This is a genomic window from Nitrospirota bacterium, from assembly GCA_040757595.1.
Classification (GTDB): Bacteria; Nitrospirota; Nitrospiria; order Nitrospirales; family Nitrospiraceae; genus JBFLWP01.
Genome location: JBFLWP010000001.1, coordinates 338,580 through 353,442, shown reverse-complemented (window position 1 = coordinate 353,442; position 14,863 = coordinate 338,580). Strand labels below are relative to the sequence as shown.

General features: G+C 65.7%; 16 protein-coding genes and 2 tRNA genes. 14 read left to right on the top strand and 4 right to left on the bottom strand.

Annotated features, from left to right (window positions below; all coding sequences use genetic code 11):
- Nucleotides 1-153: 153 nt before the first annotated feature.
- A complete protein-coding gene (locus AB1411_01830) occupies nt 154-447 on the top strand; it encodes a type II toxin-antitoxin system RelE/ParE family toxin (GenBank protein ID MEW6542330.1) in 294 nt (97 codons plus the stop codon).
- Nucleotides 444-689, top strand: coding sequence for a type II toxin-antitoxin system Phd/YefM family antitoxin (locus AB1411_01825; GenBank protein MEW6542329.1), 246 nt, complete (start codon nt 444-446; stop codon nt 687-689). Before AB1411_01830 ends, AB1411_01825 begins: the two co-directional genes overlap by 4 nt.
- Before the next feature lie 109 nt (nt 690-798).
- Here the strand turns inward: AB1411_01825 and AB1411_01820 are convergent, their stop codons facing one another.
- Nucleotides 799-1,134: a hypothetical protein gene (locus AB1411_01820; protein MEW6542328.1), complete on the bottom strand. Its 336-nt coding sequence runs from the start codon at nt 1,132-1,134 to the stop codon at nt 799-801.
- A 260-nt stretch (nt 1,135-1,394) separates the two neighbouring features.
- Here AB1411_01820 and AB1411_01815 point away from each other — a divergent pair, with 260 nt between their 5' ends.
- Nucleotides 1,395-1,754 carry a retroviral-like aspartic protease family protein gene (locus AB1411_01815; protein MEW6542327.1) on the top strand — a complete coding sequence of 120 codons (360 nt, stop codon included), beginning with the start codon at nt 1,395-1,397 and terminating at the stop codon, nt 1,752-1,754.
- Between the two features lie 28 nt (nt 1,755-1,782).
- On the opposite strand, the gene trpS is transcribed toward AB1411_01815, so the two are convergent.
- Genes trpS through AB1411_01800 form a run of 3 tightly spaced genes read right to left on the bottom strand, consistent with a single transcriptional unit; the run spans nt 1,783 to nt 5,515 of the window.
- Nucleotides 1,783-2,775, bottom strand: a complete 993-nt coding sequence (trpS, locus tag AB1411_01810) for a tryptophan--tRNA ligase (GenBank protein MEW6542326.1) — start codon at nt 2,773-2,775, stop codon at nt 1,783-1,785.
- A gap of 10 nt (nt 2,776-2,785) precedes the next feature.
- On the bottom strand, nt 2,786-3,508 hold the full coding sequence (locus AB1411_01805) for a site-2 protease family protein (GenBank protein MEW6542325.1): 723 nt from the start codon (nt 3,506-3,508) through the stop codon (nt 2,786-2,788).
- A 27-nt stretch (nt 3,509-3,535) separates the two neighbouring features.
- Entirely contained in the window at nt 3,536-5,515 is a 1,980-nt protein-coding gene (locus AB1411_01800; protein ID MEW6542324.1) for a penicillin-binding protein activator, read from the bottom strand.
- 150 nt (nt 5,516-5,665) lie between these two features.
- On the opposite strand from AB1411_01800, the gene xerD reads away from it, so the two are divergent.
- From xerD to ybgF (AB1411_01745), 11 genes are all read left to right on the top strand, one after another.
- Nucleotides 5,666-6,628: a site-specific tyrosine recombinase XerD gene (gene xerD / locus AB1411_01795; protein ID MEW6542323.1), complete on the top strand. Its 963-nt coding sequence runs from the start codon at nt 5,666-5,668 to the stop codon at nt 6,626-6,628.
- A gap of 76 nt (nt 6,629-6,704) precedes the next feature.
- Nucleotides 6,705-7,358, top strand: coding sequence for a 2OG-Fe(II) oxygenase family protein (locus tag AB1411_01790; GenBank protein ID MEW6542322.1), 654 nt, complete (start codon nt 6,705-6,707; stop codon nt 7,356-7,358).
- Between the two features lie 147 nt (nt 7,359-7,505).
- Nucleotides 7,506-7,581 (top strand) — tRNA-Val (locus AB1411_01785).
- A gap of 139 nt (nt 7,582-7,720) precedes the next feature.
- Nucleotides 7,721-7,799: transfer RNA gene (locus tag AB1411_01780), tRNA-Asp, on the top strand.
- A 77-nt stretch (nt 7,800-7,876) separates the two neighbouring features.
- Nucleotides 7,877-8,596, top strand: a complete 720-nt coding sequence (locus tag AB1411_01775) for a MotA/TolQ/ExbB proton channel family protein (protein ID MEW6542321.1) — start codon at nt 7,877-7,879, stop codon at nt 8,594-8,596.
- Nucleotides 8,593-9,069 carry a biopolymer transporter ExbD gene (locus AB1411_01770; protein MEW6542320.1) on the top strand — a complete coding sequence of 159 codons (477 nt, stop codon included), beginning with the start codon at nt 8,593-8,595 and terminating at the stop codon, nt 9,067-9,069. The genes AB1411_01775 and AB1411_01770 overlap by 4 nt, the downstream gene beginning before the upstream one ends.
- Before the next feature lie 43 nt (nt 9,070-9,112).
- Nucleotides 9,113-10,147 (top strand): TonB family protein, encoded by a 1,035-nt coding sequence (locus AB1411_01765; protein MEW6542319.1) that lies wholly within the window; start codon nt 9,113-9,115, stop codon nt 10,145-10,147.
- A complete protein-coding gene (tolB, locus tag AB1411_01760) occupies nt 10,144-11,457 on the top strand; it encodes a Tol-Pal system beta propeller repeat protein TolB (protein MEW6542318.1) in 1,314 nt (437 codons plus the stop codon). The genes AB1411_01765 and tolB overlap by 4 nt, the downstream gene beginning before the upstream one ends.
- Before the next feature lie 58 nt (nt 11,458-11,515).
- Nucleotides 11,516-12,274, top strand: a complete 759-nt coding sequence (pal, locus tag AB1411_01755) for a peptidoglycan-associated lipoprotein Pal (protein MEW6542317.1) — start codon at nt 11,516-11,518, stop codon at nt 12,272-12,274.
- Between the two features lie 36 nt (nt 12,275-12,310).
- The gene (gene ybgF, locus AB1411_01750; protein ID MEW6542316.1) at nt 12,311-13,921 is read left to right on the top strand and encodes a tol-pal system protein YbgF; all 1,611 of its coding nucleotides are present in this window, start codon (nt 12,311-12,313) and stop codon (nt 13,919-13,921) included.
- Nucleotides 13,918-14,760: a tol-pal system protein YbgF gene (gene ybgF, locus AB1411_01745; protein MEW6542315.1), complete on the top strand. Its 843-nt coding sequence runs from the start codon at nt 13,918-13,920 to the stop codon at nt 14,758-14,760. Before ybgF (AB1411_01750) ends, ybgF (AB1411_01745) begins: the two co-directional genes overlap by 4 nt.
- Nucleotides 14,761-14,863: the final 103 nt, after the last annotated feature.

Sequence of the window (14,863 nt, the reverse complement as noted above, 5' to 3'; positions counted from 1 at the left end):
ACTCTCTTCCTCTTGTACCCGCTTCTTAAGCGGGGCGCCTTCCGTCCGAATACTTCGGCGCACCCACGCGGCTCCGATGCCCGCTCTGGTAACCCAGCCTCTCCGTTTGCACAGGTTGCACATGCCGTGGAATTTGGCTAGAATCTGGACAGAATGCGGTATGAGATCATTCTTGCCCCTGAGGCCGCCGAAGACCTGGGAAAACTGAAGGCGTATGTGCGGGCGACAGTACGAGACGCAGTTGAAAAGTACCTTCGCCATGAGCCGAGCAAGACAAGCAAAAGTCGAATCAAACGTCTCAGAGGCGTGAGGCGTCCCCAGTATCGCTCACAGGCGGGGGATATCCGGGTGTTCTATGATGTCGCGGAAGGAGCCGTTGAAATCCTGGCCATCGTGCCGAAGTCTCAAGCCGCTTCGTGGCTTGAAGCCATAGGAGAAACAGAATGAAAAAGGTAGCGCTCTCAGAGGTGAAAGACGACCTGTCTAAATATTTGCGCGCGGCGGAAAAGGAAGAAGTTCTGATTACGCGGCACGGGAAGCCGGCCGGCATCTTGATTGGGTTTGAATCCGAAGACGAGTGGTTTGAGTACCGCCTGGAGAACGATCCGCGATTCTTGAAGCGAATCGAGTCGGCCCGGCAGAGTTTACGAGCAGGACGCGGAGTGCGGTTAGAGGAAGTTGAGAAGTAGGCAAGTCAGGCCGCACGCTGCGGCCAGTTGTGGCCTGCCCGTTGATCAAGGCTTCAGCAGAATTGGCATTCTGATCGAGGTCAGCTTCCAAGAAAGCCCTTGTCGCTGTCTAAATGGGGAGCAGTATACCGTCGCCGACGAGCGTGCGGGTTTTGTCCAACACTTCCACTTGCAACACGCCACCAGCAATTGTCTGAATCTCTTCGGCGGTGAGCTGGTAGTTCTGGACCTTGGTGTAGCTCTCGACATAGGTGCCCGCTTGCTCCAACGCCACCTGTTTGGCCTTCTGCAAGGCCATGGATTCGGCGAAGGTCATGGTCTCCCCCTCGCCCATCGTATAGGTGCCTTCGGCGGTCAGGACTTTGGTGTCGGCGTGGGCGGGTAGAGGCAGGCTCAGGCTGAGCAGGATGGGAAGTGTGAGGATGGCCGAACGCAGGTTCAGCATCTTGGACGCAGCGGTCACGAGAGCGGCCCGCGAATTACGGCTTGCGGCGGTGGGTCCGCCAATAGGTGATCCCTGCGCCAATGGTGGCGATGATGAGCAGGACTAGTAAGTTCCAGTCAAAGGGTGTCATCTTTTCCCTCCAGCCAATAGGCCCATAGGAAAAGCACGCCTGTTAATATGGCTCCTAACGACCGCTATCCGATCCGACGCGGCTTTTGACAGGGCAAGGGCAGGAGCAGGAGAATACAATCGTCAGTGCTATGGGCACCTTTTCGATCAAATTCGTTCTCAGGCACCCGCTCCGTTCCGAGCAGCAATTGGAACTCGAAGGACTGGTTGATACCGGTGCGCTGTTCACGCGGGTTCCCGCCGATCTGCTGGGTCGGATCGGCCTGGCTCCATCGGGGACGAGGGCGGTGCATTATGCGGACGGCACCAAGGATGCCGTGCCGGTGGCGAAGGCCGATATCGCGATCAACGGAGTGGAAACCGCGGCCATGGTGCTCTGCAGCAAGCCTAACTCGCTCGTGCTCTTGGGCGCCACCACTCTCGAAAGCCTTGGCCTCGGCGTTGACCCAATCCACAAGCGGCTGATCCCCATCGAAGCTCCCATGGCCTGATTTTGCCCGCCCTTCGCCAGACTGCCCCTCAAATCTTCATCGCTTCCTTCACTTCTTCCAGCGTCTGGCGGGCGACCTTGGCGGCGCGCGTGCTACCTTCCTGGACGATCTCCTCGACCTGGCTGGGCTTGGCGGTCAGCTTGGCGCGGCCCTCCCAGATCGGCGCGAGCTTCTCCACCATCACGTCGGCGACGAGCTTCTTGCATTCGATGCAGCCGATCGCAGCCGTCCGGCACTCGCGGTTGACCCGGTCGAGCACCGGCTGCTGGGAGTAGATCTTGTGGAAATCGTACACCGGGCAGATGTCCGGGTTGCCGGGATCGGTCCGCTTCACCCGCGCCGGGTCCGTCACCATCGTCTTGAGCTTCTGCCGCACGACGGTCTCGGAGTCGGAGAGGTTGATCGTGTTCCCGTAGCTCTTGCTCATCTTGCGCCCGTCGGTGCCGACGACCCTGGGGAACCTGGTCAGGTGCTCCATCGGTTCCGGGAAGACCGGCTTGTAGAGCTTGTTGAAGCGCCGGGCGATCTCGCGCGTGAGCTCCAGGTGCGGGAGCTGGTCCTTCCCGACCGGCACGAAGTCCGGCTTGTAGAGGAGAATGTCGGCCGACTGGAGCACCGGGTAGCCGAGGAACCCGTAGGTGGAGAGGTCGCGCTCCTTGATCTCCTCCTGCTTCTCCTTGTAGGTCGGGTTCCGCTCCAGCCAGGGGATCGGCACGATCATCGAGAGGAGCAGGTGCAGGATCGCGTGCTCGGGCACGTGCGACTGGACGAAGACGGTCGAGCGCCGCGGGTCGATGCCGGCGGCGAGCCAGTCGATCAAGACCTCCCGGGAGAATTCCCGGATGCGGCTCGTGTCGGCGTAGTTGGTGGAGAGGGCGTGCCAGTCCGCGACGAAGAAGAAGCACTCGTACTGCTCCTGCAGCGCCTTCCAGTTCTCCAGCGCGCCCAGCAGGTTCCCCAGGTGCAGGAGCCCGCTCGGCTGCATCCCGCTCAGGACTCGCTTCCGTGCCTGTGGTGTCATGCGCTTGCTCCTATTGAAGGACCGCGGTCAGGATCGTGCCGGCCATGAGGTGGACCATCGTGCCGGTGATCGTCCGGATCACGTGGATCTGCGGGTCCAGGACGATCAGCCCCACGATGATCAGCATGCCGTAGGGCTCCAGCCGGGTCAGGGCGATGGCCGGCCTGGCCGGCAGGAGGCTGGTCAGCACCCGCCCGCCGTCCAACGGCGGGATCGGGATCAGATTGAACATCATCAGCAGAATATTGATGAAGACCGAGTAGAGGGCCATGGCCGCCAGGGGGAGCAGCAGCATGCCCAGGAGGTCCTGGCGCGGGGCCGTGCCCGGCTGCGGGGGCCAGGAGGCGGCCAGGGACGGGTCAACGGCCAGCAGCAGGCTCAGCAGGAGCGCGCTCGCGACGGCCAGCAGCAGGTTCATGCCCGGCCCGGCTGCGGCCACCAGCGCCATGTCGCGGCGGGGATTGCGCAGGTTGGCCGGGTTGATCGGCACCGGCTTGGCCCAGCCGAGGAAGAACCCGCCCGGCAGCAGGAGGCACAGGAGCGGCAGGATCACGGTGCCGAAGGGATCAATGTGCGCCAGCGGGTTGATCGTCAGACGGCCCTGCAACCGGGCCGTCGAGTCCCCGTGCCGGTCGGCCACCCAGCCGTGCGCGTACTCGTGCAGGACCATCGCCAGCAGCAAGGGTAGGGCCATGTAGGAGATCGTGTGGAGAATTTGACCCAACGAGTTCATGACGCGATCCTGGTGCGCTCCGGAAAGCTAATCCAACTGGACGAACCGGCCGTTCTTGACCTGCACGAGCACCACGTGACGGTCCAGCGTGCCGCCGGGCGTGAAGGCCGCCGGTCCGCTCAGCGTGGGCAGATCCGTCAGCTTCGTCAGGTGCTCGCGCACCGCCTTGCCGGAGGAGGCGCCGCGCTTGATCGCCTCCAGCACCAGGCGCGTGGCGTCGTAGGCCTGGGCCGCGAACAGCGTCGGGTTCGCCTGGAACCGCCGCCGGTACCGTTCGACGAACTCCCGCGTGCCCGGATCCGGACTGTCCGGGAAGAGCCCGGACACGAAGACGCCGCCTTCCACCGTCCGCTCGGCCAGGCGGAGCAGCTCCGGCGAGTTCCAGGCGTTGCTCCCGAGCAGGGGCACCTTGACGTCGTAAAAGAGCAACTGGGGGGCGAGCATCGCGATCTGTGAATAGCTGCCCGGGAGGAAGATCGCGTCGAACCCGGGCGTGTAATTGATCTTCGTCGCCCCCTTGCTCGTCTGCGTGGTCTCGGCGGTGCCGTAATGTTTGAGATCCTCCGCCTTCAGCCGCTTGATCTGGGGAGCGAAGTCCGTGTCGGATTCCGCATAGGACTCCGCCGCGATCATCTCTCCGCCGCGCTGCCGCACTTCCTGCCCGAAGAAGCGGGCCAGCTCCTGCCCGTAGGGGGAGTCCGGGTACAGGGTGCAGAAGCGCCGGTAGCCGAGCCGGTCCATCGCGTAGTCCGCCAGGCGCTTGGCCTGCTGCTGATAGGTCAGCGCGGTGCTGAACAGGTAGGGGCTCAGGCGGTGCACGTCCGGCAGCGTCGCGGCCGGGGTGATGAACGGGGTCTCGGATTCCTCCGCCAGCGCTGCAGCCGCCTGGAGCTCGCGCGAGAGCAGCGGGCCGACCACGGCCAGCGGCCGGTACTCCCCGATCAGGTCGCTCAGCTCGGCCCGCAGCACGCCCTTCTCGAGCCCGCCGGTGTCCTTGACCACCAGCCCCACGGAGGCGAGCCCCAGGGTTTCCTTCCCCTTCTCCAGCGCCAACCGGATGCCGTTGAGCGCCTCCAGACCGAACGAGCCCAGGCGGCCGGAAGTCGGCAACGCGACGGCGATGACGTACTGGCTGGCCTTGACCTTCGACTTGAAGGTCCGGAGCTGCTCCGCCGCCGTCTGCGCGTACTCGTGGTCCGGGAACCGCTCCACGAACAGGCGGAGATTGCGCTCCGCCAGATGCTCCTCCCCGCGGTTCGTGTGGTACTCGATCAGGCGCATCAGGGCCATGTCACCCGGGAACGTGGCCGGATAGGCGTCGCGCAACTGGAGCAGGGCTTTCCGGTCCATCCGATCCTGCACCAGCGTCCGGAGCCGGTCCCGGACCTCCGCCTGCTGCGGCTCGGGACTCAATCCCAACTCCTCCAGCCACGCCTGCACGGCGCGCGAGTAGTCCTTCTTGTAGGCCTGGACCTCTCCGATCAGGTGGAGCGCCTGGCGCTTCGTGTCCAGATCGAGATCCTGCTGGCGGGCCGGGGAGAGGGCGGACAGGGCCGCGTCCAGGTTGCCCGCCTGCATGTGAGCCGTCCCCAGCAGGACCCTGGCCCGGTCGGCATATTCCGAGTCGGGAAATTCCGTCAGCAGCCGCTCCAGGTGGCTCACCGCGTCGGGATAATTCTTTTTTCCGATCAGGGCCGCGCCCATGAGGAGGTACGCATGGGCCAGTTGCGGCGGCGAGGAGGTCGCCATGACGCTCTTGAGCGCGGCGATCGCCTCGTCTTCCTTCTGGGCGTCGAGCAAAGCCTTGGCGCGGGCCAGCGGATCCTTGGGCAGAGGTTGAGGGGCTGCATCGGTCTGCTGGGCTCGTGCGAGGCTCGGCTGGGTCCGGGGCAAGCCGTCCGGCAAGGGGACCCCGAGCAGGGCGAGCAGGACGGCGCACAGCCCGGCGACGCTCTTGCGCGACGGGCTGGGACGGGCCTGCCGCGTTGGAAAACCGTGGCGAGACATGATTTCACTGACTATAGGGAGCGACCTGCGGAGTGTCAAGGCAACGACGACGCGCCCCTTGTTGTGTTCCTGATCCCTCGCCGCTATAGTCTGGCTGGGGCAGCCGGCGGTGAGCCGAACCGGCGATCGAGTTGCCTCCCAAACGGCCCGATGGACGAGAGGACGGAGCAGCCGCTAGCCGAACCCTTCATCGAACGGTACCTGACCGACCTGCGCGTCGAGGGCGGGCTGTCCGACAACACCCTGGCGGCCTACCGGCGGGACCTCCAGAAGCTTCAGGACTTCCTCGCGCTGAGGCGCGTGCGCGACCTGGCCGACGTCACGCGTCAGACCGTCTCCGAGTTTCTCGCCCACCTCAAGCGCGCCAACCTGTCGCCCGCCTCGACGGCCCGGTGCGTGGCGGCGCTTCGCGGCTTCTTCCGCTTCCTCGGCCGGGAGCGGGTCACGCGCCAGAATCCCGTGCTGAGCCTGAGCACGCCGCGCCCGTGGGTGCGGCTTCCCAAGGTGCTTTCGCAGGCTCAGGTGACCGCGCTGCTCGACTACGCCGGCGGGAGCGGGCCGGAGGACAGGCGTGACGCCGCGATGGTGGAGCTGCTGTATGCGACCGGGCTCCGGGTGTCGGAGCTGGTCATGCTGCAGCAGGGACAGGTGAATCTGGCGGTGGGCTACGTGCTGGCGAGCGGCAAGGGGGCGAAGCAGCGGGTCGTGCCGATCGGTGAGACGGCCCGCCGGAAGCTGGAAGTCTACCTGGAACAGGCGCGCGGCGCCCTCGTGAAGGGGCGGCCGTCTCCCTATCTCTTCGTGACCAGGCGGGGCGGGCGGCTGACGCGGCAGGGATTCTGGAAGGCCTTGCGGGCTCGCGCGCGCCGGGCCGGCATCGTCAAGCCGATCTCCCCACACATGCTGCGGCACTCGTTCGCCACGCACCTGCTGGACCACGGCGCCGACCTCCGGTCGGTCCAGGCCATGCTCGGCCATGCGCGCATCACCACCACGCAGATCTACACGCACGTGGAGCGCGCGCGTCTCAAGCAACTGCACGCCGACCGGTTTCCGCGCAAAGTGCGACGCCGCCCGCGCCGGCCGCAGCCGGAGCCAGGAGCCGGTGATTGACAAGCGGGAAGGCCGCTCGTTACCCTCAGAGAACCAGAGAGGCGGGCCGCCGACGGCCAGACGACGAGATCACCCCGTGCGCACGCGATTCCAGAACTTCGACCCCAGGACCTTTTCGTTTCACCGCGACCCAGTGCTGGTGCTCGAGGAATTCTGGTCGCCGGACGAAATGGCCTATTTCCGCGAGGCGATGAGCCGGCAGAAGTGGACCGCGCTGAGCGAGATGCCCGAGGTCGCACGCTCGTTTCCCAACTGCGGGAACTGGGCCAAGGCCCAGATCAACGCCCCGGAGGCTTCGATGTTCCTGAACCGGGTGACGCTGCCCTGCATCGCCGACTACATCGAATCGTTTCCGAACATCAAGCAGCGCCACCTGGGCTTCTGTTATTACTCCTACGCGGCCGGGGACTGTCTGCCCATGCACGACGACACCGACCAGGGCTACGGAGCCGCTCCCGGCGCCTCGCTCCCGGCGAGACGGCTGGCCCTCGCCACGTATTTTCACCAGACCTGGGAGCCGGATTGGGGCGGCGAACTGTTGATCTACGAGCCCAAAGGCTCCCGGCAGGGAGAGCGCACGCTGGAGCTCTCCCATTGCATCATGCCCCAACCGGGAACCCTGGCGATCTTCGCCGTTCCGCGGTTCCACCGGGTGGCCCGCGTGGACACGTTGGCCGGAACGAACCGACGGCTCTCGATCGCCGGCTGGTTCATGACCGAGCATTGGTGACCTCACGTTCAGAGGGTCGTAAAGGATTCCTCGACGTCCCGCGTCGCGAAAATCCTCCGCGACAGAGCCGGCCACCGGTTGACAAGGCGGAGCGGACTTGGTACCATCCGCACCGTTCGCGCAACCATTCGGCAAGCTTGAAGATTCGGGCGGATAGCTCAGGTGGGAGAGCGCTGCCCTTACAAGGCAGAGGTCACAGGTTCGATCCCTGTTCCGCCTACCAGATTTCGGTGCCAGGTGGATGGGGGAGCCGCTTTTCATCGAACGTCATTCTTCCCTGCGTCAATGTCTTCAGGCTGTATTGATTCGTTGCCGGGCGGCGTCGGGCGCGCCGTCCTGTCCGCTATCTTTCCTGGATTTATGGGGCCGTCGTTCAGCCTGGTTTAGGACGCCAGATTGTCAATCTGGAGGTCGCGGGTTCAAATCCCGTCGGCCCCGCCATTTCCCCCGCGCGACATGGTGCAGGTTCGGAGCGTTCAGTTCCCTGGTCAGATCGGAGGGGATGCCCTAACGGAATGATGTTTCAAGCCGGTCCCATTGCCCTCATCGGCTCCCTCGGGTCGGTTTCGAAAATCGTTCTCCTCGTTCTCTTCCTTTTTTCGGTCGTTTCCTGGGCCATCATCCTGTACAAATGGCGGACCTTCCGCAGCGGCGAGCAGGAAGATCAGCGATTCCTGAACGCCTACGCCCGGGCGCAGGATAAGGACGAATTACGGCGCCACGCGCGCCGCCTGCCGGCCAGTCCCCTCGCGTCCGTGTTCCTCGGCGTCATGGAACGGCTTGAGCCGGAGGGGGACGGCCTTGCCCGCACATTCATGAGTCAGAGCGCGTCCGAGGCGCTTGAAGAAGCCGGAGGCGTGGATCGTCAGTACCTGGACCGGGTGGTGGCGCACCTCTTGCAGGATCAGATCTCGAAGCAGGAGGCGTACCTGCCGTTCCTGGCTACGACCGGCAACATCACGCCCTTCATCGGGCTGCTGGGAACGGTGCTGGGGATCGTCGACGCCTTCGGGGAGATCGGCAAGCAGGGGACCGCGAGCATCGCGGCTGTGGCACCGGGCGTAGCGGAAGCGCTGGTGGCCACGGCGGCCGGACTCTTCACGGCGATTCCCGCGGTGGTCGCGTACAACTATTATCTCACGAGGATTCGCAAAGCCGTCTTTCGGGCCGAGGCTTTCACCATCGAGTTCGTGAACTCGCTCAGGACCCGCGGGAAGGCGGTGGGAGTGCGCGGATGATCTTCGAGACGCGCCATCGCCGGTTCCTGGCGGAGATCAACGTCATCCCGCTGGTGGACGTGGTCCTCGTGCTGCTGGTGATCTTCATGGTCACGGCGCCCATGCTGTATCGGGGGATGGACGTCAAGCTGCCGACTTCGGCGAGCAACACGATCAAGCCGGAGGAGCGGATGGTTCTCACGGTCGAACGGGATCAGAAAATCTACCTCGACAAGGATGCGGTGCCGCTCGGCCAGTTGCAGGGGCGATTGCGTGCGGCCAAGCTTCGGAACGAGGACGTGTCCGTCTACCTTCGAGCCGACCGGGACGTGCCCTACGGGACCGTGGTGCAAGTCATGGACGAGGTGAAACGGGCCGGAATCGAGAAGCTCGGCATGGTGACGGAGCCAGCCCGGGAACCCATTGCCGGGCTTGGTGCAATGGGTGCCGAGCGGGTGGCCGACCGTCCGATCGGCCGGCCGGCCGGCAAGTGAGCGAGGGCGACGGGCGAAAATCATCGAACGGGAATCGGCGGGGATGACGGTCGAATCAGTGTTCCATCTGACAGCTCCGGAGCAGGATCCGGCGATCAAACGGATGCTGGCGCTCTCTGTCCTCCTGCACCTGGGCGTGCTCCTGCTGATCGGGAGCACCCGTTTGATGCCGAAAGGCGACCAACCCCTGTCCGCCTATCAGGTTTCGTTGGTGACGTTGTCCGTGCCGGCGTCGCGGCCGACTCCCCCGCCGCCGGTTCAATCCAAGCCGGAGCCTGCGCCGTCCAAGTCGGTTGAGGCGCCCGTTGCGTCCAAGCCGGTTCAAACGGCCAAGCTCGCAGCCAGGCCGAGTGCGATCAAGCCTGCGCCGGTGCCGCCGCCTTCCGTGGCCAAGCGATCCGGCAGCCAGATCCGGGACCTGCTCCGCGGCATCGAGCTGCCTCCCGACGTGCCCCAACTGGGGGACCTGCCCCGCGAGACGGCTCCGACCGCCCGCGTCAATCCGTCCCGCAACGATCCGGTGCCCCAGAAGTTTCGCAAGGACCTCGAACGGCTCAACGTGCCGGAAGCCGTGGCCCCGACGGTTTCGCAGGAGGTTGCGCCCAAGCAGCCGGCCAGCTCGCTGGCCAAGCAGTTCGAGAGTTTTCGAGCCGAGCAGGCGGCGAGGGCGAAGACCGCGCGCCCGATGCAGGACCACGAACCGGCCAAACCGGCTCCGACCGCGGCCGAGAGGCCGCCGGCCCAGCCCGTCCCGGCCGTCAACATGCGTGTCCCCGGCGCGTCCGCCGGCTTCGATCCCTACTGGGCGAAGGTCCAGCGGAAGATCAGCAGCCAGTGGGTGGCGCCGCCGGTGGACCTGTCCGGACGGTTCCTACAGGCCGTGATCAGCTTCCGGATAGACCGATCGGGCGTCGTGAGCAGGGTGATCGTCGAAAGGACCTCGGGCAACGGGTACTACGATGACGCGGCGCGGCGCGCCGTGTTGAGCGTCGACCGGCTCCCGCCGTTCCCGCCCGAGTTGTCCGGGCAGTCCCAGGACGTCCACTTCATCTTCACGGTCGGGCAGGAGGCGGGGTGAAGACGGTGAAGCGCATCCTCCTCCTCTCGTTCCTGCTGCTCGCGGTCCTGCTCGGCAGGCTCCTGGAGTCGGACGCCGCCGACGTGTTCCTGGAGGCGACGCGCCCCGATTTCCAGAAGATCCCAATCGCCGTGCTCTGGTTCCAGGATCGGGGCCTGAGCGACCGTCCGGGCGAGCGAGCCGCCGAGGTGCTCAAGAAGGACCTCCACCGCTCTCAAATCTTCTCGGTCGTTGACGCGGTGAAGCTGGGGATCAGGCCGGAGGACATCAACGACCCCCAGAAGGCGCTGTTCAAGAGAGCCGCGGAGAACGGCGTCACGGCGGCGGTCTGGGGCAACATCGCGACGCGCGACGCCGACCTCGTCATGGACGGCTACCTGTACGACGGCGCAAAGAATGAGGGAATGGTCGGCAAGCGCTACGTGGGACTGCCGAGCGTGCTGCGGCTGATGGTGCACCGCTTGGCGGACGAGCTCGTGTACCGGTACACGGGGGAGCCGGGCATCGCCCGGACGAAAATCGCGTTCGTGTCCGAGCAGCGGGGCGGGCGCGAGCTCTATCTCATGGACTACGACGGGTACAACCCCCGCCAGGTCACCGCGGACGGGTTTCTGAACCTCATGCCCCGCTGGTCGCCGGATCGGCGCTTTCTGGTCTTCACCGCCTATCGGAGCCGGAGCAAGCAGGACATCGACCTGATCGAGCTGGCCACCGGCAAGCGGTCCACGCTGGTCTCGACGGACGGGTTGAACATCACGCCGGCTTTTTCGCCGGACGGGCGCGAGCTGGCCTTCGCGAGCAGTCAGCACGGAAACTCGGAGATCTACAAGTTCGATTTCGGCACCAAAGCCACGATGCGCTTGACCAACCACTCCGCCGGCGACCTTTCCCCGTCCTGGTCGCCCACGGGGCGGGAGCTAGCGTTCGTCTCGGATCGGGGCGGAGGGCCCCAGATCTACCTCATGGGCGCGGACGGCTCCAACCTGCGCCGGCTCACGTTCGAGGGGGATTACAACGCCGCCCCGGCCTGGTCGCCGAAGGGCAACTGGATCGCACACGTCTGCCGCACGCAGGAACGGCAATACAAGCTGTGCCTGATCACCCCGGACGGGCTGAAGCGAATCCAGATCACGGCCGGCACCGGCGTGGACGACTCGCCTTCCTGGTCGCCGGACGGGCGCCATCTGGTGTTCAGTTCGACCTCGGGAGGGAAAAGCCACATCTACATGATCACCAGCGAAGGGTTGGATCTGGAGCGGCTGACTTCGGGCGGGTCGCATCACAGTTCCCCGTCCTGGTCGCCGGCCTGAGGGGGCTGCGGCGTGCTTGCTCTGGAGTGAAAACAACGGGGCATCAATGGAGGGAGCGATGACAATGCGGCGTGCATGGCAATCGGTCTGTCTCGTGGGAGCGATGGGGGGGCTGCTCCTGCTGGCGCCCGGCTGCAGCAAGAAAATCGGGGCTGATGCGGGAGCGGGAGATTTCCAGCCGGGGGCGGCGAAACAAGACCAGAGTCCAGCCGCGTCTGCTCAAAGGGAGCCGGCAATCTCCGAGCGGACCACGAGGGAGGGGAGGCCGGAAGAGGGCCGGTCGAGCCAGCAGGCGGCCTCTGCGCCGGAGCCGGCGGGTTCCGGTGACAACTCGCTGAAGGGTTTTGAGCCGGTCACCCCCGGGAAATCTCCGAAGGAAGAGCAGTTGGGCGGGGAGTTGATGGTGGCCAGGGCCGAGCCTTCCGAGGCGGCCCGCCAGGGGATGGAGGAGAGGCAGAAGGAGCAGCTTGCGACAACCGCGGCCGGTCTGGCGGACGTGTACTTTGCCTTCGACTCGGTGAAGATCACGAAGGACGGCGAGGCGTCCCTCGCGCAGGACGCGGAATGGCTGAAAGCCAATCCCAATCAACGGCTCACGATCGAGGGGCATTGCGACGAGCGGGGGACGCAGGCCTACAACATGGTCCTGGGAGAGAAGCGGGCCAAGACGGTGCGCAATTATCTGATCGAGCTCGGCGTCGCCCCGGAACGGCTGATCGTGGCCTCCTACGGCAAGGATCGCCCCTTCTGCAAGGAACATGAAGAGACGTGCTACCGGCAGAACCGGCGGGCCCATTTGGTGGTGCGGGCGCAGTAACGTCCGGCGCGGAAGGCGGGAAAGGCCGGGGGCGGAATGGGTGACGCGCGCATGATCGAGCGGGGCGGCGATCTCGGCACGAGCCAGCCGGGCCGGTGGGTCCGTACGGGTGCCGCAGGCCTGACGACGGCGCTGCTGCTGGCGGGCTGTCTGGCGCAGAAGGCGGAGCTCACGCAGATGGAGCGGGGCCTCAATGCCAGGATCGAGAAGCTGGACAAGCGGGAGAAGGATCTGGAGGCCAACATCAAGAAGGCCGAGGGGGATCTCGACCGGCTCGTCCATGAGACACGGGCAAAGTTCCTCAACGAGATTCGGGAGCTGAAGGGCGAGGACCTCGCGAGAATCTCCGGCGAGATCGAGAAGGAGTCGGAGCAAATCAAGAAGCTTGAAGGGCGGCTCGACGACCACGCCGCTCGGCTTGATCAGGCGCTTGCCAAGCGGGACGCGGACGCCGAGCGACGGTTTGCGGCGGTCGAGAAGGCGGTGGCTGATCAGGCTGCCGCGCAGACCGCCGCGCTGAAGGCCGATCGAGAGCGCCTCAGCGGAGAGATCGGCAAGCTCGTCGCGCAGATGGACGCGCTGGGTGGCACCATCGGCAAGATGGCCGCGACGGTGGACCAGCGCCTGGCGGAGCACGACAAGGCCCTGGGGGAGAAAAAGGCGCAGGAGCGCCAGACGGCCCAGCAACTGACGCAGTTGGGCCAGGCGCTCAAAGAGTTCAAGCAGGCCTTGACCGGCTTGGCCGACGAGATGGACCGACGGGAGAAGCGGGGCAACGAGCGGGTCAACGAGCTGGAGGCCTCGTTATCCAAACGGACCGATGCGCTGGCGGTCAAGATCGAAGCGGATGCCAAGGCCACCACCGCGCACCTCGCCGAGGTGAATCGCAGCGTCGGCTCGGTGGCCAAGACCCTGGAGGCCATGGGGGGCAAGTTCGTCGCGCAGGCGGAGGAGCAGGAGCGTCAGCTCAGCCAGGTGTCGGCCCATGTCCAGTCGCTCAGCCAGGAGATCGAGGAACTGCGCGCTATCCGGTCCCGCAAGGGCGCAAAGCCGGAGCGCGGCCACAACGGACCGGCCGGGCGGAAGGGGGACCAGCCGCATCAGCCGGCCGCCGCCCCCCAGAGCCATGTGGGGGGCCAAGCGGAAGCCTCGGATGCGGTCCCCGCCGGTTCCGCGTCCGTTCCGGTCCAGGCGCCTTCGCCAGACGAGCCCGGCCCGGCCAAGGGCGAGGCGGCCGCACCGGTCGCCGGGAGCGAAGCCCAGCCCGGCCAGCGGGAGGTCTACGACCGGCATCTCCAACAGTACAAGCAGGGCAACCTGGCCGGCGCGCTAGAAGGCTTCTCGGAGTTCCTGCAGCGGTACCCGACCTCCGACCTGGCTCCCAACGCCCAATACTGGGTCGGGGAGTGCTATTATGGGCAAAAGGACTTCGAGCGGGCGATCGAAGCCTTCGATCAGGTCGTGCACCGCTATCCGGCCAGCGAAAAGGTTCCGGCCGCGCTGCTGAAGAAGGGGATCACCTACCTGGCCCTCAAGGACAAGAAGCGGGCCTCCTCGGTGCTCCGGCAGGTCGTGGACGCTTATCCCAAGAGCCCCGAAGCCAACAAGGCGCTGGACAAGCTGGCGCAGATCAAGCAGGGGCGATGAATCAGATGCAGACCGTCCGATTCTCCCATCGCTGGATCCTGCTCGCGGCGGGCCTCGCCGCGCTCGGCCCTGGTGCTTGCGCCAAACACGCCGACTTCATGGAGGTGCGGGACGACCTGCGGGCCGTAACCAAGAGCCAGGAGCAGGACCGCAGGCGGCAGGAAGAGCTCCGGACCAGGATCGAGGCGCTCGAGGCGAAGGCGAGCAAGTTGGGGGGCAAGCCCGCCGCGGCCAAGGAGCCGGACGGCAGGGACGAGGAGTTACAGCGGCGAATCGGGGATCTGTCGGACCGGGTCCGGGATCTGGAGGCCCGTCTGGCCCAGCTCCAGGGAACGTCACCGGCGATGCTGGCGAAACCCGAGACGCAGACGAAACCGGAGCCGGGCACCGACGTGGCGCGCCAGTCCAGGCCGGCGAAGGTGCCGCCTCTCGAGCCGAAGCTGCCGCTGCCCGGCACGCCGGGGCTCAGCCCGACCAATGCGTACAACCTGGCTTACAACGACTACCTGACGGGCCGGTACGAGCTGGCCATCGCCGGATTCGAGCGGTTCCTGAAAGATTTTCCGTCCACCTCGCTGGCGCCGAACGCCCACTACTGGATCGGGGAATCGTATTACAACATGAAGGAGCCGGGCCGCGCGACGCAGGCCTTCGAGAAGGTGGCTCAGGACTATCCGCGCAGCGAAAAGGCGGCCTCGGCCCTGTTCAAGCTCGGACTGCTCTCGGCGGAGACCGGGGACGTCCTGAAGGCGCGCACCTATCTCAAGCGCGTGATCGAAGAATTTTCCTCCTCCAACGAAGCCAAGTTGGCCAAGAACAAGCTGGCCGAGTTGAAATGAACGGCCTCAGGCGCACGCCCCGTCTCTCCGCCGCGGGGTGGTTCCCAGACAGGGCGGTCCCGCGACGCTTCCGCCCCCCGTTCCCGTCTCGTCGGACTGGCTC